This is a genomic window from Vibrio sp. OPT20, from assembly GCF_963889365.1.
Classification (GTDB): domain Bacteria; phylum Pseudomonadota; class Gammaproteobacteria; order Enterobacterales; family Vibrionaceae; genus Vibrio; species Vibrio splendidus.
Map to the genome: position 1 here is coordinate 156,998 of NZ_CAWPOA010000031.1, position 23,216 is coordinate 180,213.

Consider the following 23,216-nt stretch of genomic DNA (forward strand, 5'->3'; position numbering starts at 1 on the left):
ATTATTTACCACCCTTACGAAGACGAGGGTCAAGAACAACGTAAAGCATGTCTGCAACAAGGTTAAAGAACAGCATGAATAGCGTCATGATAAGCAGTTGGCCTTGCAATACTTGGTAGTCACGAGCGTTAATTGCGTTGAAAAGTACGCTACCAAGACCTGGGTAGTTAAAGATGATTTCGATAATTAACTGACCGCCGATTGCCATACCTAGAGACATCGAAAGTGCTGTCACACTTGGTAGCATCGCGTTACGAGCTGCGTAATTGAATACCACTCGGTTTTCGCTAAGGCCTTTGCCTTTCGCCATGGTGATGTAGTCTTCTGCGAGTAGGTTGATCATGTTGTTACGCATGTTTACTAGGAAGCCACCAATTTGAACAACCGAAGCACATACCAGAGGCAAGAAAGCGTGGTAAGCAACGTCTTTGATGAATGCCCAACTTGTCCAGTCAGGTATCGTACCAGCGGTATAGGCGTAGCCAGTTGGGAACCACTTCAAACCAATTGCGAAGGTAAATAGCGCAAGCATTGCAATAACAACTTGAGGAACGGCTTGTAGAATAAGCATCCCTGGAGTAACAAAGGCATCGTATTTACTGCCACGTTTCCACGCTGCAAAAATACCTAGGATTGAGCCAATCGAGAAAGAAAGAATAACGGCAGTGCCTGCTAAGAATAGCGACCAACCGAATGCGCCACCTAACAGTGTATTTACTGAAAGTGGGTAGAATTGAATTGATGTACCAAGCTCCCAGCTTAGAATGTTCTTCATGTATGCGCCGTATTGAACCAGTAAGCCGCCATCAACGAAGCCTAATAGTTCTTTCATTGCCGCAATACGCTCAGGAGTAACTTGAACAGAAGCGTTCGCAAACATCATGGTAACTGGGTCACCAGGCATTGCTCTTGGAATAATAAAGTTTAACGTCGCTGCAACTAATAGCGCGACAAAATAAAATGACAAACGTCTTAAAAAATAACCCATAACTCACACCTTACTCACCCAGATTGTTTCCCTGTTTCTGGATTCAGGTCGCTCCTAGCGAAATTTGGAACGAAAAATCCCCTGACGACTAGCGCCATACTTTCAATTGATAGTGTGGGGATTTTTATAAGCGGCGTAAGAAGTTACGCCGCAAAGATTGAACGATTACTTATTTAACTGGTTTTAGGTCCAGTACATGAAGTAGACGCTCTGGAATACCAGCCCAAATGTTTGGACGGCCTTTTGGATTTTCTTCGTTCCACCAACCAGTGAAGCGAGTTGTGTTGTATTGGTACATGTAAGCACCAGACATCACTGGGATTGTCACTTGGTCTGCAGCGATGATTTGCTGGATACCGTGTGCAATATCTAGCTGCTCGTTCTTGTCAGCTGTTTTGTAGAAGCTGTTTAGAAGACCATCTAGCTTGTCGTTTTGGTAGAAGTGCATCGCGAAACGAGGCATACCATCACCAGATTGAAGTGATGAGTTGTAAGCACTGTTCCAGTACGTGTATGGATCCGCACCGTGGAAGTAGTTTGTGTATGCTACGTCGTATGTACCTTCAAGCATTGCTTGGTTGTAAACAGAGAAGTCAGGTGTACGAGCTTTCGCTTTAATACCGATTTCGTTTAGCTGTTCTACCGCTAGTTGAACTGTGTTGTTGAAGTCAGTCCAGCCGTTTGGCGATTGAATCATTAGTTCGAAAGACTTGCCTGATGGAGTGTCAACAAAACCATCTTTGTTTACATCTTTGAAGCCAGCGTCAGCAAGAAGCTTCTTCGCGCCTTCAGCGTTGTAAGTGTTGAAGCCTTTGTACTTGTCATGAGTTTTTTCATCAGACCAAGCTTCAAATGCGTAGCCAAGACCCGATGCGAAATCGTTCACAGTACCGCCACCGTAGAATGCGATATCGATGATAGTTTGACGGTCAAGAGCCATAGAGAAAGCACGACGGAATTCAACGTTGCTCAATGCTTCATGCTTCGCAGTATCAGGGTGCTTGAAGTTAACGATGAATGCCTGTGTACCTGCTGGCGGGTACCAGTAGTGGTGTTTAGGGCTAGCTGCAGCGTATGTACGATCGATATCTGGAACGAAAGAAGACGTCCAGTCCATTTCACTGTTTACAACTTTACCTAGGAACTGGTCGTTGTTCGCAATTTGTGGAACACGTAGACAGTCAACATCTAGGTTGTCTGCATCCCAGTAGTTCGGGTTAGCACACTGGATGTATAGCTGAGCTGTAAACGTATCGATTTCTGTAAACGGACCAGAACCTACTGGGTTCTCATTGGTAAACGTTGATGGATCTTTCACGTCTTTCCAGATGTGCTTAGGTACTACTGGTACTTTAGCAATCTCGTAAGGTACGTTCGAGTTAGCTTCTGTTAGGCTGAACTTAACTTGGTAGTCGTTCAGTTTTTCTACAGAAGTTACCCAAGAGTTGATGCCAGATTGGTCAAGCTCTGGTTTCTCTTTTACAAGGTTGAAAGAAAAAACAACATCATCAGCAGAGAAAGTTTCTCCGTCCGACCATTTAACACCCTTACGAATGTCGAAAACTACGCTCATCAGATCATCTGACATTGTGAAGTTTTCAGCTAGACGGAACACTGGAGTGTTACCGTGCATTTCGTTGAATACTACTAGCGGCTCATAAAGGAAGTCGGTTGTAGTATGTAGGTTAGTAGCACCAAGGTACGGGTTAAAGTTACGTACAAATGTAGTGTACTCTTTCGGGTGAATAGTCAACTCACTGCGTTCTGCAGCTGTTGCTACTGATGCAAAACCTGTTGTAGCAGTTGCAATAATTGCTGTTGCTATTGCTGTTTTTTTTATATTGGCAAGCATAGCTGTTCCTTACTATTTGCTTTCATTTCACTAATGGATTGAATGTTATCTGTCGCTAAATTGTTTAGTAGATACACACTCTAGTTAAAGGCCTACCTCTTCTTCATTGCTCCAGATTCATCGTTGATTCTGAGAAGTGGTAAGAGTGGCCTGTAGGCCTTTGGCAGGAGTAAGAAAACACCTTATCGATGAATTAATCAAACTCGTTTCCCGTCAAAAACGTTAAAAACAAGCAATCCCACGTCATTAACGTCAAAATGGGGTGCTTTGGTGGTTTTTTGTGCGCAATTGTTAAGGTGATGTGACTCGCATTTGGTTTTGCTGTATCGGCTGGGTGTAAGTGGTCACTAACTACCTGGGCTTTTTATTATAAAGCTTTAGGCTAGGGTTTTGTAATTGTAGATCTTGGTCACTTGCCGCTTTTACGTTAAATTTCCCTAGAAAATTAAATCTGCCGTTCTGTTGTGACTCGCTTCTCAAACTGCAACAAAGAGTCAGATAACGGTCAGATATGATTGAGAATAGAACGAAAAGTACTGACGGTTACGAGCACGCACTGTGCGTAATTGGCGTGAATTGCTCCTTGTTTAAAGACGTAAAAAAAGTGCGTTGCAAGCGTTGGGATTCTACTTTTTGTGATTGTTAGGCGTACAAAAAAGCCCACGCTAAGTGGGCTCCATTATTTACAGTATCGTGATCTTACTTCAGGGTTAGCTGGTCAGTAGTTTCTGTAGTTTATCCCTTAGCATCTCGATATGAGTTCTTTCTGGTGTTTGTTCTTTACAGTGTTCAAGTATGAATTCGATAGAGCTCAGTACCGTTCGCCAGCGAGGTGTTTTCGGTAGAGTTTCTACGCGTAGGTATTTGTCTAGCGTTCTAGTTTGTAGGGTACTGCGGTCTAAGTAGACTCGCCATAAGCCACTCTTTTCTGCGAAAGCAAACTTGGTCTCCCCAGTAACAGACTCCCAGTAGATAATGGCATTGGTCATGACATCGACTAGTACTTCACGCATCAGCTCTTGCTTGTTTTTACCCTCACCGGTTGCCTTATCAGCAAGGCGAGTAAATTCACCGCCAAGCTCTTTCAGTTGTTGAAGCTTATCTTTGTCACCTTCAAAGGCGTAGCTTGAAAGTGCCTCAACCGCTGTTTCAAGGTTATTGACTCGGTTTGAGTTAACGCCACCACCGACATTGAAGATATACATGGTGTCGAGCCCTGAGCCTTCAGGTAGCTTAAGGATGTCACTTGGAATGCGCTGACGTGTGTCGTCTATATAGATATCAATATCACCACAGTAGTGAGCTTGTTCCACCTTCAGGTATTTAGGCGCGATGATCTCGTCGGCCATTGAGCGCTTGAGTTGTTCTTGCCCACGTCTAAACAGCTTAGCAGCCGCTTCGTTGGCAAAGCGAATACGTTGGTCATCACGAATACAAATGATGGCTTCAGGGGCTGATTCTAGCTGCTCTAGCAAGCGTCCTTGAGTTTCTAGCAGGTTAGCTTCAACCATAGCTCTGTGTTTAAGCTCTAGTTGCAATTGGTCATTCTCAAGACGCCTTTGCTCAGCTTTGCTTGCTGATAAGTGAGCCGTAATTCGCGCCGCCAGTTCTTGTTTGTTGAACGGTTTAGACAAGTAATCGTTGGCACCAGCTTCAAAGCCTCGAACCCGGTCTTCTGCTTGGTTGAGTGCAGTGAGCATAATGATTGGCAATTGTGCATGGTCGTATTGCTTACGTAGTGCTTCACAAACCTGATAGCCGCTCATACCTGGCATCATGATGTCGAGCAGAAGTAATTCTGGTTTCTCTTTTTCAATCAACTCGATGGTTTCAGGGCCGTCACATGCGGTACGTACTCGATAACCTTCCAATTTCAAGAAGCTGTCTAGCACGCGTAGGTTTACCGGCTCATCATCAGCAATTACCAACAACGGGCCATCTGGGTTTTCACTGATAACGCTGTTTTCTTGCTGAGTGTTATCAATTAAATCCGGCGCTTGGAAGTGTGAGTAGCTCCCTGACTCACTGTAGCTATCCAGTTCTTCTTGGGTAGCTAAAGGTAATGTGAAGCTGAATGTAGTGCCAAGCATCGGCTGGCTACTTACATACAGCGAACCACCCATCAACTCGATTAACTGACGACTGATGGATAACCCAAGGCCGGCACCTTGGCGATAGTTACTTGCGTCTTGGCCAGCTTGAATCAATGGCTCAAAGATGTGTTCAAGATATTCAGCAGGTATACCTTGGCCGGTATCAACAACTTGTACTCGAATGTTGTCGTCGATGACGCTTGCTGAGATAACAATCTTACCTTCTGATGTGTACTTGATAGCATTGCCAACCAAGTTATACATCACTTGCTCAAGTCGTTGAGGATCCGATGAAACGAGACCTAAATCACTTGGCACTTGGTTAATGATGCGGATTGGCTTGTTACCTAACAGGTGATGAGATAACTCAAGCACTAAGCTGGTGGCTGCAGATAAATCAACAGCAGACTTCTTAATATCCAAGCTGCCATAGCGCATCTTGTGATAATCAAGCAGGTCATCAACCAGTGTCGCCAACCTCTGACCACTATTGATGATGATATCCAATTGGTACTTCTGGTTGGCAGGAATAGGGCCGTTAGCACCAGATATTAGCGCTTCAGCGATGCCAACCATGCCATGCAATGGCGTTCTCAATTCATGTGAGGTGGTGGCTAAGAATTCATCTTTAAGTTTGTTCGCCAGTTGCAACTCTTCATTTTGCTTTTGAATGGTCTTAAGGTTGTCCTCAAGCTCACCGTTTTGGCTCTTGATGAGCTGCATTTTTTCACGAATCGATCGCTGCATTCTTTCGAAGCTAACCGCCAGTCGGCCTATTTCATCTTTGCGTTCGGTATTGATCATGGTTTCATCAAGATCACCAGCAGAGACTTTCTCGGCAGCCCACGTCAGTTTGAGGAGAGGGGAAGTGATGAAATTGGACAGATAATGCGATGCGACAAACACAAGAATGATCGCTGTGAGCATCACGATCACGAAGATCTTTTCTAACTGATGAATACGGGCAAACGCCTCTTTTTCTGGCAGCTCTACGACAAGAGCCCATGTTGCGTATTTCAGCTCAATTGGGGTATATGCTGCGATGATCGCTTGATCTTGAGTGTTGTTGAACGTACCAACGGCTGTTTCGCCAGCCAATGCTTTGTTGACAACGTCTAAGCTTAAATTAATCGACTCTTGCGAATGGGCGAGGCTGCGTGGCAGGTGATCATCCCCCACAAGCAGTGTTTGAATATTTGAACTCTTGTTGAGATCCGCAATTAGCTTAGTAATCCCATTGATTGGCAGCCTAAACATGGCGTAACTGTGCAGGTAGCCTTGTTGAACAATAGGCGCACCTAACCAAGCCGTCTGCTTACCGTTCTCATCTTTAAAGTCAGAAACGATAACCGGTGTATAGTCCTCGTTGGATTTACGTTTGTCTTTTACGTCTTTTGCTAAGCGTTGAAAGGTAACGCCTAGGTTTGAATCTTTGTACTTACCTGTTAGCAAGTTAGTGCCGTAATCATCACGCTTAAAGATTGAGTAAGCGACGTTACCGTTAATGTCGACTAATAGAATGTCATCAAAGTCTGAACGCTTAAGCAATTCTTGGTATGAGTTATGGTAGCGCTTGTGAAGCAGTCGATAACGTTCGCTGCCAATAAAGCTACTAGATTCTGGAAGAATCGATGTCTTGATTTGATCGCCAGAGCCTTGAATGTAACGCTGCTGCGCATTACTGCGCGCTTCGTCAATATCTAACCCTAAGCGTTGGAACGCATTGATTAAACCATAGAATCGCCCGCCACTGGCATTGGCAAGTTCTGAGCGAACAAAACCCATGACTTGGGACTCTTGAGCTTGTAGGTAATCGACAATTTGCTGTTGCTTAGTATCACGGACCGAAACAAGGTGCGAAGTACTTTGTTCCTGAAGATCCTGACTGTGCGACTGGAGGAAAAATATCGCGATAAGTGTCACTGGGGTAATACTGAGGACAAGAAATGCCAGCATTAGGGTATTTTGAAGGCGCTTAAACTTCTGCTTACGATAGAATCTAAACATAAATTGGGTACTACTTTCCTTTGATGTACTGCTAAAAGGGGTGAAAACAAGTACAGAGAATAGAATTAACGGGTTCCAATTTAACGAAATTAACGAGTTTTTTTACTTTGACAAGTAAGTGGTATTTAAAGCGTGTGCAAAAGCTCATTTTTATAGAGTTTTGACAAAAATATGAACAGACAGCGCAGATAATGACCCTGCGCTGTGCTAGATAGGCTATTTGTTTGCGTGGTAAATCGCGAATTTAGTGGTCTTATTTAGAGTCGCGCATTTTCCAAACGCTTGTTCAATAATTGGAACGTATTTTAAGAAACTGTTCGCAACAATAATCATCTCGCCAGAACGCTTCAAATGCTTAGGAGCCTGAGCAAGTAAGGTCTCAGTCGCGCTGTAGCTTGTATCCAAACCAGAATGGAATGGTGGGTTACTGATGATGAATTGGTAGTCTTTTGATGTGTCGGAATAGACATCTGAGGCGAAGACATTTCCCGTTAAACCGTTCGCTTCTAACGTAGCTTGGCTTGATGCCACGGCAAATGCACTGATGTCGCACATTTCTAGCTCGATATCAGGGTGACGAGATGCCATTACCGCGCCCAATACGCCTGCACCACAACCAAAATCCAGTACCTTTCCTTTCAGCTTTGGCAGAGTATCAAGTAGCAGTTGGCTACCTACATCAAATTGGCCGTGACTAAACACACCTGGAAGGCTTTTTACAGTCAGTGATTGCTCATCAATGTTAACCGTATAGGTTTTAAACCAGTCTTGCAGGTTAAAGGCTTGTGGTTGCTCGAAGCATTGACCCCAGTAGAAAGAGCAACGGCGCGCCGAATCGTATTTCACGACTTTGCCGTAAGGAGCGAACATCTTCTCGATACTTTTAACACCAGAACGATTCTCGCCAACTACGACAATTTCGGTATCTTTACCTAGCTTGGCAAATAACATCGCCAACAGAAATTCCGCTTCTGCTTTAGCCTTTGGCCAGTACAGCATCACTAAGTCGGCTTTGGTTTCTTCGGTAAACTCCGCACCATAAAAACGTTGGATGGTGTTGCAGCCTTCTAATTGACGGTAGTAGCTGTAATTAGAAGTAAACACAGAGACAGATTCACAGTGCTTCGCTAACTCAACAGGGAACAAGTCTTCTGCCTCACCGGCAACTAAAACATGTTTGCCTTCGAAGTAGGCGAGTTGGCGTTGAGCAATCTGGCTTGGGGCAATATAAGCTGACATAGGACACTCTGTTGAATCGTTAGCAAAAAATGAGGGCGGATTTTCGCATAATCCGCCCAAAGCTTGAAGTGTTTAATACTCGTTCGGCAACCAAGTTGTCGAACAGTTGATTAACTCTTGTCTTGCTGGTTTAAAAAGTCTTTAAACTCTTCATCGTAGATGTTGAATAGGACAATGGTAATCGCAAAGATTAGCGGGCCGTAGATAAGACCAATTAAGCCGAACAGTTGAATACCACCTAACAGTGAGAAGAAGATCATCAGGGTATTCATGCCTGCACTGCCTTGCATCAGCAGCGGACGAAGCAGGTTATCAATCGAACCAACAATCGCTACACAGTAAACCGTTAGGAAAATCGCCCATGTGGTATCACCAGTTAGGAACAAGTAAGTTGCTGCTGGGATCCAGATTAATGCGGTACCCACAACTGGGATGAAAGAGGCAAAGCCCATCATGGTGCCCCAGAATAGGCCTGGGAAACCGGCAATCCACATACCTAACCCGCCCGCAAAACCTTGCGCTATTGCGGTTAAGAATGAACCCATTACAGCTGATTTCGATACTTGCTCAATCTCGGTTAGAAGCTTGTCTTCTTGACTACGAGATAGTGGCAGAATATGACGAACCACACTGATGATTTTGTCGTGATCTCTTAGTAGGAAGAACAGAACAAACAGCATCAAGAAGAAATCCATCAAGAAATTGGTCGCATCACCAAGGATTTTTGCACTGATACCAACCAGTTTTGAGCCAAAGCTGGTCGCAAATTCACCGACTTTCTGTGCGATAGCTTGTGGTTCAATGTTGTCAAAAGGTAGGTAGTTATTTACAAACGACAGAGCTTTAACAACCAGAGGATGCGCAAAAAGAGTCTGAATACCGCCGTGGGTCACCCATTGGTAGGTGTTCTGAGAGAACAGAGAACCTTGCTGAACAATTGCTGCGAATACTGCCAATAAAGGGATAACAATAATGAAAGTCAGAATCACACAAGACAGTAGAGAGACGATGTTTTCTTTATTTGGGAGCTTTTTTTCAAGCCACTCATGGATTGGGAACATCAATAGTGAAATGATAAAGGCCATCACGATTGAGTTGACGTACGGCTCTATAAGCAAGTAACAAGCATAAGCCGCCGCAAGTAGGGCAATGATGATCACCCAGTGGCTGGTATTGATTTTGAGTTTTTCTGACACGTTAATGGTCTCTATATTTGCGTTCTGAGTTTATAATGGCTGCAAAACAGAGAGTTAGCAATGAGGAGTTTTGATAATGGGATGCTGTAATAAAGATAAGAAATGCCAAGATGAAGAACAGCAAACAAAAAAAGAGATCCCTTGGTTCAGAATGTTCCTTGGCACCTTGATGTTGTTGGTTTTTCTTTTCTGGGAACGTTAGGCGTTTTAGGTTCAGTTTTAGCCTTAATCGAAGGGTAAATAAGCTGTCATATTTGTGGTCAGCGAGCGTGATGTATTAAAAAGGGCTGCATCTAATGCAGCCCTAAATTCAATCGGTTAGCGACTTATAAAGTGCTTTCGACTATTTGCTTTCAGCAGCAATGATCGCAAGAGAGCGATCAGCAGCTTCTAGTGTTGCATCCAGTTCTTTTGAACCATGAGCAAGAGAAGTAAAGCTTGCTTCGAATGCTGAAGGTGCAAGGTAAACACCGTGATCTAACATTAGGTGGAAGAAGCGCTTGAAGCGTTCGACATCACACTTAGTTACATCTTCGTAGCACGTCACAGTTTCTTGATCTGTGAAGAAGAAACCAAACATACCGCCAACTTGGTGGACTAGCATTGGAATGCCGTGCTTGTCTGCAAGTTGCTTGAAGCCATTAGCCAGTTGCTTAGTTTTTGATGCTAGACGCTTTTCGTTGCCTTCTTCTCTTAGAAGGTTCAAACAAGCGTAGCCAGCTGCCATAGCAACAGGGTTACCTGAAAGCGTACCCGCTTGGTAAACAGGGCCCGTTGGCGCGATGTATTGCATCACGTCTTTACGACCACCGAAAGCACCCACAGGCATGCCGCCGCCAATCACTTTACCAAGACACGTTAGGTCTGGCTTGATGTTGTAGTAAGCCTGAGCACAACCTTCAGCAACGCGGAAACCTGTCATTACTTCATCAAAGATTAGCAACGCACCTTCTTGGTCACAGATTTCACGTAGGCCTTCGTGGAAGCCTTCTACTGGAGGGATACAATTCATGTTACCCGCTACAGGCTCAACGATGATACAAGCGATCTCACCTTTGTTTGCTGCGAAGATTTCACGTACTGAATCTAGATTGTTGAAGGTTGCTGTTAGCGTTAGTTTCGCAAAATCAGCTGGTACACCAGGAGAGCTTGGTTGACCTAAAGTCAGTGCGCCAGAACCTGCTTTTACCAGTAGGCTGTCTGCGTGACCGTGGTAACAGCCTTCAAACTTAAGAATTTTGTCACGACCAGTAAAGCCACGAGCAAGACGAATCGCACTCATTGTTGCTTCTGTACCTGAGCTCACCATACGCAGCTGTTCCATTGATGGAACCATCTCAGAGACAAGTTCAGCCATTTTGATTTCAGTTTCGGTTGGAGCACCGAAGCTAAGGCCGCGTTGCGCTGCATCAATGACAGCTTCACGGATAACTGCGTGGTTGTGACCAAGGATCATTGGGCCCCAAGAGCCAACGTAATCGATATATGCTTTCCCATCAGCATCAAAAAGAAGTGGGCCGTCAGCTCTATCAACGAAGATTGGAGAACCACCTACACCGTTAAAAGCGCGCACTGGAGAGTTAACGCCACCTGGAATAGTTTGCTGTGCCTTTTGATACAGTTCTGCTGATTTGGTCATTGATATATCCTCTTTTGACTGTCGGACCAATTGGCACGCATTGTACCTATCCAGAATCCAACTAGGAATGCTTTCGCCGATATAATCCCCCGAATCTGGTTGTTTTGTGTGGTTACACGTTTTAATTGTCAGATATGGGCGAGTTTACGACAGTAAAAGGAACGATCCTGTGGTGAATACTTGAACGTTTCAGTCAGGTATTAGATAATCACCAGAATATAAGAAAATACTCAACAACTATGGTCTCGAATTAGATTTGTATCATGTTGTTTTTGACACAGGTAAGAGAGGTTGTCGTGAGCGAAGTAAATATCCCATTGTCTTTTTCTGATGCAGCAGCTACACGCGTACAAACGCTAATTGCTGAAGAAGAAAACCCAGAACTAAAACTGCGTGTATACATTACAGGTGGCGGTTGTAGTGGTTTCCAATACGGCTTCACATTTGATGAAAAAGTAAATGATGGCGACACTACTATTGTAAACAGCGGTGTTACGCTGGTTGTTGACCCAATGAGCCTACAGTACTTAATGGGTGGCATGGTTGATTACACTGAAGGCCTAGAAGGCGCTCGTTTCTTTGTGAACAACCCGAACGCGACAACAACATGTGGTTGTGGTGCATCATTTAGCGTCTAACGTGAACTGAAAGGTAGCTTGAACTGAGAGCTACATTAGAAATATTTTAAACGCTGAGCTCATGCTCGGCGTTTTTGTTTTTAAGAAATACATCATATAAAACAGACAGTAATTCGACCTATTCTAGCCATACACACTAAGAGATATTTAGGGTGGGAATGTGTAACCCTTATTTAATTTGCCTAGCTTATAGTAAACGCCATATTTTTTAAACTGTCGATAGAGTCCAACTTCGTTGGGTGTGGGTCTGTTAAGGTTACCGCTGTGCATCAGGATGTTGCATATGACAGTGTTAAGCTAATTAGCGCGCCTTAATAACATCGGACAAAAGGATTTGCTATGCCCACTCTATTTTCTAACTCTCCACTTTTTCAGAAACTGAAGCAGCCGTGGTTGGTTTCTCTGATTCTAGTTGTGCTGTTGTCGATTTGGCTTGGTTTAGGAGTGGGGCAAGCGGAAGAGTCGTCTGAGAAAAAAGTGACAGAAATTCCGTTGGCGAAGGTCTCTTTTCAAACATTTACTTCATCACCGACCTTTAAAACGATTGATCTCTATGGTCGAACGGCGCCCGATAGGCATGCTCGTTTGGGGGCAGAAGTGGCGGGCAAGGTTGTTAGATTGAACGTTGTGAAGGGCGATGCGGTTAAATTTGGACAAGCCATTGCCCAGATAGATAAAGGTGATTTAGAGATTCAATTAGAGCGAGCTTCGGCTTTATATCGCTTGAAGCAGAAAGAATTCAAAGCGGCGCAATCTTTGAAGAAAAGAGGGCTGCAAGGCGAGATAGCTTATACCACCGCTGAGGCTTCATTAACTGAAGCAAAGGCCATGAAGCGCAATGCGGAATTGGCTTTAAAGAATACTGTTATTACTTCGCCTTTTTCGGGTGTGGTTCAAGATTTGATGGTGGAGCTCGGTGATTTCGTTAGTGTTGGCGATCCTGTTGCTGGCGTGATTGACCTCGATCCTTTGGTTATTGAGGCCGATGTCAGTGAGCGTCATATCCAACACTTGTTAGTCAATCAATCTGCTTTGGTTCGCTTGTTAGGGCGAGAAGAAGTTGAAGGCCGCTTACGCTATGTTTCTCGTATCTCTTCTGCTGCTACCAATACCTTCCCAATAGAGATTGAAATCGACAACTCCAAAGGCCTATTACCTGCAGGTGTCAGTGCAGAAGTAACACTCAACCTAGAAACAAGAGATGCAATCAAGATTACACCTGCCATGCTGGCACTGGATGAGGCAGGTAACCTTGGGGTCAAAACTTTGGTTTCAGTCGATGACTCACCAACCGTGAAATTTGTAGGCATTCAGCTAGTAAAGGCAGAGCAAGATGGAGTTTGGCTCACAGGACTTGGACAACGCGTCGATATCATCACAGTAGGCCAAGGGTTTGTGCGTGATGGTGATTCGGTGATTGCTGTTGAGCAAGGCGCTGAACTCTCTAACGTAACCGCAGAGTAGGAGATACCCGATGTATTCAATTATTGATGCAGCCTTGTCTCGTGCTCGAACAATGCTCTCCCTTTTAGCGTTAATCCTTGTAGCCGGTGTCGTCACCTATATCACGATACCTAAGGAATCGAGCCCAGACATTACCATCCCAATTATCTATGTTTCGGTCGGGCACCAAGGGATCTCGCCAACGGATGCAGAACGTTTATTGGTTCGACCTATTGAGCAAGAGCTTAGGTCAATCGAAGGCGTAAAAGAGATGACAGCAACCGCAGCAGAAGGGCACGCCTCTGTGGTGTTAGAGTTTAATGTTGGCGTCGATCTTACTAAAGCGATGGCTGATGTTCGTGACGCTGTTGATCTGGCTAAGCCCAAATTGCCAGAAGATAGCGATGAGCCGACTGTAAATGAAGTTACCCTCGCTTCTGAGCAGCCTGTGTTGTCAGTGGTTCTGTTTGGTACCGTGCCCGAGCGCACCATAGTACAAATCGCTCGAGAGCTCGGAGATAAACTCGAAAGCTATCGTCAGATCCTTGAAGTCGACATTGCAGGCGATCGCGATGACATCGTGGAAATCATCGTTGATCCATTATTGATGGAGAGTTACAGCCTAGATCAAGCGGACATCTATAATCTGATTGCTTTGAATAACCGAGTGGTGGCGGCAGGCTTTGTTGATACCGGCTACGGGCGTTTTTCTGTCAAAGTCCCTTCTGTGTTTAACTCTTTAAAAGACGTACTAGAGTTGCCAATCAAAGTGGATGGTAAACAGGTAGTGACCTTTGGCGATGTGGCTACAGTTCGTCGAGCGTTTCGAGATCCTGAAAGCTTTGCCCGTTTAGATGGCAAATCCGCAGTTGTCTTGGATATCAAGAAACGTGCGGGTGAAAACATCATTGAAACCGTTGAGTTAGTCAAAGCGGTAATGGCTGGTGCTCAGCAGCAAGCCGAGTGGCCAAATAACCTATTGGTCAAATACACTTGGGATGAATCTAAAGATGTGAAGATCATGCTCAACGATCTTCAAAACAATATCTTATCCGCCATCATTTTAGTGGTGATCGTGATCATCGCCATTCTTGGTGTTCGAACCGCGCTATTGGTCGGAATTTCAATTCCTGGATCATTCCTCACGGGGTTGTTGGTGTTGTCTGTGTTTGGTCTAACCGTCAACATCGTGGTGCTGTTCTCGTTGATCATGGCGGTTGGTATGTTGGTCGATGGCGCAATTGTGGTGACTGAGTTTGCCGACAGGCGAATGCAAGAAGGTGAAGGGCGTAAAGCCGCTTACCGAGATGCAGCGAAACGGATGGCGTGGCCAATAACGGCATCAACGGCTACAACCTTGGCTGCATTTGCTCCATTGCTGTTTTGGCCGGATGTAACGGGCGAATTCATGAAGTTCTTGCCATTAACATTGATTGCAACCTTAACCGCTTCATTGATTATGGCGTTGTTGTTTGTGCCTGTACTCGGTGGTTTGATTGGTAAACCTCAATACGTATCGCCCAAAATCCAAGCGCGAATGGTGGCACTGCACAACGGTGATTTCTCACAGGCTACAGGCTTAACCAAAGCGTACTACCACACGTTGTCGATTGCGATTAAGCATCCCTTTAAGATTCTTTTCGGTGCCATATTACTTGCGGTTGCGGTGGGTTTTACTTATTCCAAAGCGGGTCTAGGCGCAGAGTTCTTCCCAGAAGTTGATCCGCCATTCTTTAACGTCAAAGTTCGCTCCCATGGTGATCTGTCTATCCAAGAGAAAGATGTCATCATGCGTGATATTGAGTTGATGATGCTCAATCATGATGAGTTCGATACCGTTTATACGCGTACGGGTGGTGATGATCAGATTGGTTTGATCTCGATTACCCCTGTTGATTGGCAATACCGTCGCAGTGTTAAGGCGATCATTGAAGAATTAAAGGTGTACACCGATCAATACGCAGGGGTCGAGATTGAATATAAGTTTCCAGATGCAGGGCCTCCGGTTGAGAATGACTTAGTGATTGAGCTCTCGGCAAGAACACCAGAGCAGCTGAATCAGGCTGCAAAAATTGTAAGAAACTGGGCGGATGGCAATCAGGCACTGACCAATATAAGTGATACCGCGAGTAAAGATGGCATCGATTGGAAAGTGGATATTCGCAGAGATGATGCTGCGCGTTTTTCGGCTGATGCGACCTTGGTGGGGAATACGGTTCAATTCGTCACTAACGGGCTAAAGATTGGCGATTACCTCCCAGATGATTCTTCAGAAGAGGTCGATATCTTGGTGCGCTACCCAAGCGATAAAAGAGATATCGGGCGCTTTGACCAGTTAAGAGTCAAAACACCAGCAGGCTTGGTGCCGATCACTAACTTTGCTCAGATAGTGCCAGACCACAAGCAGGACATGATAAAGCGCCTTGATGGTAAGCGTGTCGTGAACATCATGGCGGATATGGAAGAGGGTTATAATCTTGCACTCGAACTGCCAAAGATTGAGCAAGCGTTAAGTGAGTTAGGTTTACCAAGTAGTGTAGAATTTCGTATCCGTGGTCAAAATGAAGAACAAGAAAACTCTTCCGCCTTCCTACAAAGTGCTTTCTTGGTTGCTTTGGCGGTAATGGCTTTGATTCTGATTACTCAGTTTAATAGCTTCTATCAAGCATTCCTGATTTTGAGTGCGGTGCTGTTCTCAACGGTTGGTGTGTTTGTTGGTTTACTTATCTTCCAGCGTCCGTTTGGCATTGTGATGTCCGGTATTGGAGTGATAGCGTTGGCAGGAATTGTGGTAAACAACAATATTGTGCTGATTGATACCTATAACCAACTGATAAAACGCGGCTTGGACAAGCGAGATGCGATTCTCAGGACAGGTGTTCAGCGTTTAAGACCAGTAATGCTAACGACGGTTACCACCATTTTAGGCTTGATGCCGATGGTGTTAGAAATGAACATCGATCTGATTAATCAAAAGATAGAATTCGGAGCGCCGAGCACGCAGTGGTGGTCGCAACTTGCTACAGCCATTGCGGGAGGTTTGGCCTTTGCTACAGTACTAACCTTGGTGCTGACGCCTTGTTTGCTGATGCTAGGGCGAGATAAGAAGCCCGATGTGCTCCCAAGCAACGACGGTTAAAGATAAGTCCTAGTTCGACGGAAATAAAAAGAGCGCCTTGGTGGGCGCTCTTTTCGTTGGTTTATATGGCTATTAGTCCAATTAGTCGCTAGTAACCTAATTAGTTGCTAGTAACTGGCCGTATCGCTCTAGGTTATTCAGTCGAATCTCAGAGTTAGCGATGAAGGTTGCTTTCGCTTTACCTGTTAACGACTTAGATTGCGGCAATTTTACGGTGCGCGCATTCTTATGTACGCCATTAACCAAGAATTCATAGTGTAAGTGCGGGCCAGTAACACGCCCCGTGCCACCCAAAGTACCAATGGTTTGGCCTTGTTTAACTCGCTGACCTGTTTTCACCATACGTCGCTTCATATGCAGGTATTTGGTGATATAGGTGTTGCTATGGCGAATGAACACGTAGTTACCATTGAATTGGTTGTAACCCGACTTCTGAACGATACCGTCACCTGCCGCCCAGATAGGTGTGCCAACAGGGGCAGCGTAGTCGGTGCCTCGGTGAGCTCGAACCTTGCCTGTCACTGGGTGTTTTCTGCGTGGGTTAAAGTTCGATGTCACACGACGGAAATCAATAGGAGAGCGTAAGAAAGCTTTTTTCATCGCTCGGCCATTCTCATCGAAGTAATTGCCGCTTCTATCATCTAATACCGCAGTAAACGAATCACCTTGGTTTTTAAAAACAGCTGCCATGATCTTACCGCGACCAATAACTTCGCCTTCAACCACTTTCTCTTGGTATAAGATTTTAAAGCTGTCGTTCTTACGAATATCCAAAGCAAAGTCGATATCCCAACCGAAGATACCGGCTAGTTCCATAATTTGGTTTGCGGTTAGGCCAGCGCTAACGCCTGCATTCCAGAAGTTAGAGGTAATGTTGGCTTCAGCGTAATTGTATTGGTAGGCAACTTCTTTCTTGTCGATGCTAGAGGTGAACGAATCGCCAGACTTAGTGATTTTGAAGCTTTCAAACGCACTCAGTTGTCGTTTTAGCTGAATAAGGTCGTTGTTTTCATCAAAACCAAACTGCAATACATCGCCAGGTCTTAGGTTAGACAGTTGCTTCTTAATATCATTATTGGTATTGAGTAGCGTGATCAGCAAGCGGTATGAGAGGCCAATGCGTTCGAATAAAACAGAGGTGCTTTCGCCAGAACGAACGGTGTATTTCTCCCAATTAAGCACTGCCGTCGGCGGTGCGTCACTTGAGCTAACAAGCGCGGATGCATTGATAGTCAGAGGGTAATGTTTCCCCACCACTAAAGCGCCCGTATCGTCACGCAAACTGCTGACATCGGGGAGTAAGAAAATCGCGACGAAAATTACGGCACTAAAAAATGCGATAAAAGCCCGGTGCAAAATAGGAAGGCGTGCAAAAATAGACAACATGTTCCGGTTCGTTCTGTAAATATTATGAAAATCGACGACGGAATAGTGTAACTGGTTTCAAAATACATCGCTATTCAAGTAAGATGTCTAATTATTATATTTTTGCCAAATCTGTGGGAGTGAACAAGAATGGCGAGTATTGAAGCTGCACTAGCCGAGATCAAACGTGGCGTAGAAGAACTGATTCCAGAAGACGAACTGATTGCTAAATTAAAAGAAGGTCGTCCTTTACGCATTAAGCTGGGTGCCGATCCAACAGCTCCAGATATCCACCTAGGCCATACGGTTATCTTTAACAAGCTTCGTGCTTTCCAAGAGCTTGGTCATGAAGTGACATTCCTTATCGGTGATTTCACTGCAATGGTTGGTGACCCATCTGGTAAGAACTCAACGCGTCCACCGCTAAGCCGTGAAGACGTATTGAAGAATGCTGAAACTTACAAAGAGCAAGTATTCAAGATTCTAGATCCTGCGAAAACGCAAATTCGTTTCAACTCTGAGTGGTTATCTGAGCTTGGTGCTGAAGGCATGATTCGTCTTGCTTCTAACCAAACTGTTGCTCGTATGCTTGAGCGTGATGACTTTAAAAAGCGTTACGCTGGTGGCCAACCGATCGCAATCCACGAATTCATGTACCCACTTCTTCAAGGTCACGACTCTGTTGCATTAGAGAGCGATGTTGAGCTTGGCGGTACTGACCAGAAGTTTAACCTTCTAATGGGTCGTGAACTGCAAAAAGCTGCAGGTCAAAAACCACAAGCGGTATTAATGATGCCACTACTTGTTGGTCTAGACGGCGTTAAGAAGATGTCTAAGTCTGCGCACAACTACATCGGTATCAGCGAAGCACCAAGCGAAATGTTTGGTAAGATCATGTCTATCTCTGACGATCTAATGTGGAGCTACTACGAGCTACTGTCTTTCCGTCCACTTGAAGAAGTTGCGGAACTGAAAGCTGGCGTTGATGCAGGTAAGAACCCGCGTGACGTTAAAGTTCTACTGGCTAAAGAGATCATTGCTCGTTTCCACAGTGAAGCCGATGCTGAAGCAGCTGAGCAAGAGTTCGTTAACCGTTTTGCTAAGAACCAAGTGCCAGATGAAATGCCTGAATTCGAATTCGAAGCAGGTCTACCAATCGCTAACGTTCTAAAAGAAGCAGGTCTTGTAAACTCTACTTCTGATGCGATGCGTATGATCAAGCAAGGCGCGGCTAAGCTTGAAGGCGAGAAGATTGAAGACAGCAGATTCGTACCTGAAGCAGGTACTGCAGTTTACCAAGTAGGTAAACGTAAGTTTGCTCGTATCACTATTAAGTAATAACGCATATCAATAATTGAACAAAAGGCATCCACGGATGCCTTTTTTATTGACAGAAAGCTGACGAAGTTTTTGAACGTGCATTGCTACACTGTGCGCGCTGTCATATTGACAGTAATTCTGGAGATTTTTATGAACAATACCGACCATCCTCCTAGTTTGAATGGAGAAGAATAACCTGTCTCGGTATTGATCTATTGTCCTGCCGTTCAGGTAGGGTATCTTTGTTTTTCCCCCTCATTCTTTTCCACACACTAGATTCTAACAAGTAGACACATCAGTAGCTTTCAGCTCTTGGTGCGCATAAATCTATAAATCTATGCTATTTGTTTTGATGGTCGTTACCTTTGCCAATCGGGAGATTCGCCATGACGGTAATGAACAACACTTTTTTATCTATTGAAGCTCTGTACTCAGAGAAAGACATCCAAGCGGTATCTAATGCCTTTCAACAGTACGGACGTGAGCAACAAGTTAACCTTTTGCACCGTATGCCACTTGAAGATGCGGTGTTAGTACTCGGGCAATGCTCTCTTAGTACGATTCAGACTTTACTTAGTGAGCTAGAAGAGCAGGGTTTTGAGAAGCGCTCTCGACATCTAGCTCACCAACTAGGGCTGATCTATTCAGAGGTTGAACCTCAACAGGGTTACCTTTCAACTGGAGTGCTTAGCCATGTAAGGCAACGTATCGGTTGGATTATTGCCTTGGCGTTGCTGGGTATTGTCTCTGGGCTTATCATTGCTCAGTATGAAGATATCCTTAGCCAGCTAGTACTTCTGGCGATCTATATGCCGGTAATCGCTGCTGCGGGTGGCAATACAGGCACACAAGCTGCGACTTTGGTCATTCGGGCCTTAGCCACAGGCGAGTTGAAGAAACGCCAGTGGGCCAACGTTCTATGGAAAGAGCTTAGAGTCGCGATTTGCTTAGCACTTGCGATTGCCTTGGTGATGATAGGCCGCATCTTACTGTTCAGTGACAACCAATCAACGGGTGGTTACGACATTAATATGATTGCTTACGCGATTGCTGTCGCTCTGTTTATTCAAGTGACAATATCAACCGTGCTTGGCGCTGGATTGCCGATTGTTGCTCGGTTATTCAAGTTAGATCCTGCGGTGCTGGTGAGCCCTGTCTTGGCTTCAATAGTGGATATTTCGGGGATGTGGATTTACTTCACGGTAGTGAATTCATTCTTGGGCATTGCTTAACGCTTTTAAATAAAGACTCTGAAAACAAAAAGCACCGCCGAAGAAAAACATCTTAGGAAGAAAAATGGCGCTGAAGATCTTAAATCTTCAGCGCCATTTTTATTTTTTAAGTAGAAGCTTACAGAGAGCTAAATATTATTTAGATTTGCTTTGTATTTGACTGAATTCGACTACATCTGTGTAGAAAGCTCGTTCAAACTGGGTGATTGGTGCTTCTACAGGTTTGTCTGGGTTTTGTTCTTCAGGGAAATAATCACGAACAAACTGCACAAACAGAGAGTTTGGATTGCCCGCTTTATCTAAACCAAAACCTGCCATATTGTAGCTACCGTACAAAGACCCACTTTTCGCAATAATATTACCTTGGATTGGTGCTTTTCTCATGCTTTGACGGTATTTAAGCGTGCCATCAGTACCCGAAGTTGGCATTGCCCCAAGTAGGTTGAGCTGTTGATCGTTTTCCCAGATATAACGCAGAACCTGAGCCATGGTCTGTGACCTCATTCGGTTATTTCTGGATAGTCCTGAACCATCGACGAGCTGCGCTTTACTGAGGTCAATATTAGCCTTGGTCAGCAATATCTGCTTTATCGCTTCAGTACCGTTATTGAAACTGCCTGGTTGAACATAAAATGTCGCTCCTAGCGTTTTAGTTAGATTATCTGCGATAAGGTTATCCGACTTCTTGAGCATGATATCGAGCAGTTCAGAAAGCTTTTCTGAGTTGTGACTAGCGACTAACGTGGTTTTGTCTGCTTTCGCTTTTTTACCAATAATCACATCACCTTTTACTTGGATTCTCAGCTCTTCAAGAAGCGATGTCACGACTTGATAGGTATAAAGCTCGGGGTTTTGAATCGCAAACTTGAGTGGTAGTGGTTTCTTACGCTCTACTAAGCAACCAGAGAGCTTGTAAGCGTTGTCTGGAGTGGTAATGAGCTCTAAGTCGCATTGTGTCGCCTTCTGCCCTGATCGAGTTACGGTAGCTGCGGTGGTTGTCACGTCTATCGGATAGTGAGCGGGAATATAGACACGAGTGCTTCCGTTATCTTTTGTATAAATAGAGGCTTGTGCGCAGTTGCTGTCTAAGGTCATCGCACTCGAAGGCGCGCTGTAACAAACGCCTAGAATGTCCCAAGGCCACCCCACCGCTCGCTGATAGCCCGTAAAAGTCGAGTTATCTAGGTATAAGTTGCCCTTGATGGTTCTGGATTGAGATTTTGCGTATTGAGCCAAAAGGCTTTTAAGCTGTTCTCGTTGTAGGGTCGGGTCGCCACTAAATGAAATGATTGAGTCATTCCCAGAACGAGCAATACTAGTCGTGTAGTGAAAGTCATCCCCTAATTCCAACTTCGCTGCTAAAGCTGTGACCAGCTTTAAAGTACTAGCGGGTGGATAAAAGCCATCACTGTTGGTGTTTATTTTATTTGAATCACCGCTCAATGGTTGCAGAATTAAGCTTGCGCTACTGCCATCCGGCAGTTTATCTAGAGGGGGGTAAGCGAAAGCGTTAACTGAGAAAGCGCTAATGGAAAAACTACATACAAGTAGTGTGGATAGAAGGCGCATAGAAGATTTCTTGGATGGCTGATGTTTTCAGTATACAGATATAAAAAACGCCCGCTAGATAGCGGGCGTTTTGATTCTCAATTAACTAATCAATCAATTAGATAATCAGAATTAGAAGTCGTAACGTAGACCTAGAGCTAGCTCGTCTTCAGCGTCAGCAGAGCTTGCAGTACCGTTAGTTAGCTTGTTAGTAGTACCGATCTTGTCACCTTCAGAGATAAGGTTGAAGTTGTACGATACGTAGCCACGGAAGTTAGGCTTGAAGTAGTACGTTGCATCGATTGCGATGTTGTCTGCAGACGTTTCGCTATCAGTTTCAGCGTTGTTGTACGTAGTAGAGAATACAGTTTGACCTAGCGTGTAAGCCGCTGCGAATTCGTAACCAGTGTAATCTACAGAGTCGTTAGAGTTTACAACACCTGTAGTTTGTTTTTCACCATCTGTGAATACACCAGCGAAGTACAGGTCAGAGATTGCGTAAGAAGCAGAAAGCATGTACTCGTTAGATTGATCTTGGTCTGCGTAACCAGCACCTAGCTTAGCGCCAGTTTCGCCGATTGCGTAGATAGCAGATAGAGAGTAGCCATCTTTACCGTTGTCCGTGAACTCACCGTTAGTTTCTGAACGGTCAGCGAAACGGTAGCTTGCTTTAAGACCTAGGTCTTGGAATTGACCTTTGTAAGAAAGCATGTTGTCTGAACGGTCAGCTACAGCTAGTTTGTCTGCAGCAGAGTTACCGTGGTATGCCATGATATCTGTGAAGTCAGTGATTACGCCTAGAGCACCTTCGTTCTTACCGTAAGTTACTTCACCGAATGTGCCGCCTAGACCTGCGTACGTGTAACGGTTAGTGATATCACCATCGTTGTTATCAGTAGCGCCGCCGTTTTCAGCCGTCGTGAATTCGCCTTCGTAGAAACCAACACCGTATAGGCCGTCTTGGATTTCAACTTTACCTAGGAAGTTTAGACGTACACGTGTTTTGTCTTCAGCTTTGCCATCTTTCATAGATAGACGAGCTTCAGCACGGCCGCCCATTTCAACAGAGTTACCGTCTTGGTTGTATAGTTCTGCCGCGTTAGCGCCAGTAGCAAGAGCTGCAGCCGATACAGCAAGCGCGATCAAAGTCTTGTTCATGTTATTAATTCCTAATTACTGTCCATAAAGGTATTTATCAAGGATTTGAATCCTTTTGTGTATTGCCTGTATTAATCAGGCTTCATAATCATGATTAGAACAGAAGTCTGAAAAATGACAGTGCAATCCATGGGTTACTTTTTACCTCTAAAGTTCCATAGTCAGTTAGTAAAATGATATAAAACTAAAAAATGAACACTGTTTTATTATATCTCTTGTTGTTTAAGTGTATGTTTTAAGTTGATTTTTATAAAAGTGTGATCTGTGTTTATTTTGTTTGTTTTTTGTTTTTTTAGGTATTTAACTCCCCGCTTATTGATGGGGTAGTTATTATTCATTTTTGTGATGTCTGTAATTTA

The 23,216-nt window shown here is 44.5% G+C and carries 14 protein-coding genes; 5 read left to right on the forward strand and 9 right to left on the reverse strand.

What is annotated here, in order from left to right; translation table 11 throughout:
• Position 1 precedes the first annotated feature (1 nt).
• The 6 genes from AACR09_RS01900 to hemL all read right to left on the reverse strand — a co-directional run bounded on the left by AACR09_RS01900 (position 2) and on the right by hemL (position 11,014).
• On the reverse strand, positions 2-988 hold the full coding sequence (locus AACR09_RS01900; RefSeq protein ID WP_004734532.1) for an ABC transporter permease: 987 nt from the start codon (positions 986-988) through the stop codon (positions 2-4).
• A gap of 169 nt (positions 989-1,157) precedes the next feature.
• Positions 1,158-2,840, reverse strand: a complete 1,683-nt coding sequence (locus AACR09_RS01905) for an ABC transporter substrate-binding protein (protein ID WP_193835929.1) — start codon at positions 2,838-2,840, stop codon at positions 1,158-1,160.
• A 710-nt stretch (positions 2,841-3,550) separates the two neighbouring features.
• The gene (locus tag AACR09_RS01910; protein ID WP_193835930.1) at positions 3,551-6,940 is read right to left on the reverse strand and encodes a response regulator; all 3,390 of its coding nucleotides are present in this window, start codon (positions 6,938-6,940) and stop codon (positions 3,551-3,553) included.
• 216 nt (positions 6,941-7,156) lie between these two features.
• Complete coding sequence (gene rsmC / locus AACR09_RS01915) at positions 7,157-8,179, reverse strand: 16S rRNA (guanine(1207)-N(2))-methyltransferase RsmC (protein ID WP_193835931.1); 1,023 nt, start codon at positions 8,177-8,179, stop codon at positions 7,157-7,159.
• A 110-nt stretch (positions 8,180-8,289) separates the two neighbouring features.
• Positions 8,290-9,375: an AI-2E family transporter gene (locus tag AACR09_RS01920; RefSeq protein ID WP_004734536.1), complete on the reverse strand. Its 1,086-nt coding sequence runs from the start codon at positions 9,373-9,375 to the stop codon at positions 8,290-8,292.
• Between the two features lie 343 nt (positions 9,376-9,718).
• Positions 9,719-11,014, reverse strand: a complete 1,296-nt coding sequence (gene hemL / locus AACR09_RS01925) for a glutamate-1-semialdehyde 2,1-aminomutase (protein ID WP_017084255.1) — start codon at positions 11,012-11,014, stop codon at positions 9,719-9,721.
• 296 nt (positions 11,015-11,310) lie between these two features.
• On the opposite strand from hemL, the gene erpA reads away from it, so the two are divergent.
• The 3 genes from erpA (at position 11,311) to AACR09_RS01940 (ending at position 16,234) form a co-directional block, all read left to right on the forward strand.
• Complete coding sequence (erpA, locus tag AACR09_RS01930) at positions 11,311-11,652, forward strand: iron-sulfur cluster insertion protein ErpA (RefSeq protein WP_004734539.1); 342 nt, start codon at positions 11,311-11,313, stop codon at positions 11,650-11,652.
• Positions 11,653-11,991: 339 nt separating this feature from the next.
• The gene (locus AACR09_RS01935; protein ID WP_193835932.1) at positions 11,992-13,116 is read left to right on the forward strand and encodes an efflux RND transporter periplasmic adaptor subunit; all 1,125 of its coding nucleotides are present in this window, start codon (positions 11,992-11,994) and stop codon (positions 13,114-13,116) included.
• Between the two features lie 10 nt (positions 13,117-13,126).
• Positions 13,127-16,234: an efflux RND transporter permease subunit gene (locus AACR09_RS01940; RefSeq protein ID WP_193835933.1), complete on the forward strand. Its 3,108-nt coding sequence runs from the start codon at positions 13,127-13,129 to the stop codon at positions 16,232-16,234.
• A gap of 96 nt (positions 16,235-16,330) precedes the next feature.
• On the opposite strand, the gene AACR09_RS01945 is transcribed toward AACR09_RS01940, so the two are convergent.
• A complete protein-coding gene (locus tag AACR09_RS01945) occupies positions 16,331-17,620 on the reverse strand; it encodes a peptidoglycan DD-metalloendopeptidase family protein (RefSeq protein ID WP_065110830.1) in 1,290 nt (429 codons plus the stop codon).
• Positions 17,621-17,749: 129 nt separating this feature from the next.
• Between AACR09_RS01945 and tyrS the strand changes: the two genes are divergently transcribed.
• Both tyrS and AACR09_RS01955 read left to right on the forward strand, forming a co-directional pair.
• Complete coding sequence (gene tyrS, locus AACR09_RS01950) at positions 17,750-18,937, forward strand: tyrosine--tRNA ligase (RefSeq protein ID WP_017108750.1); 1,188 nt, start codon at positions 17,750-17,752, stop codon at positions 18,935-18,937.
• A gap of 368 nt (positions 18,938-19,305) precedes the next feature.
• Positions 19,306-20,151, forward strand: a complete 846-nt coding sequence (locus AACR09_RS01955; RefSeq protein WP_102267326.1) for a magnesium transporter — start codon at positions 19,306-19,308, stop codon at positions 20,149-20,151.
• A gap of 135 nt (positions 20,152-20,286) precedes the next feature.
• On the opposite strand, the gene dacB is transcribed toward AACR09_RS01955, so the two are convergent.
• Both dacB and AACR09_RS01965 read right to left on the reverse strand, forming a co-directional pair.
• Entirely contained in the window at positions 20,287-21,720 is a 1,434-nt protein-coding gene (gene dacB, locus AACR09_RS01960; RefSeq protein ID WP_061022481.1) for a serine-type D-Ala-D-Ala carboxypeptidase, read from the reverse strand.
• A gap of 111 nt (positions 21,721-21,831) precedes the next feature.
• The gene (locus AACR09_RS01965) at positions 21,832-22,857 is read right to left on the reverse strand and encodes a porin (RefSeq protein WP_193835934.1); all 1,026 of its coding nucleotides are present in this window, start codon (positions 22,855-22,857) and stop codon (positions 21,832-21,834) included.
• Between the last annotated feature and the right edge of the window lie 359 nt (positions 22,858-23,216).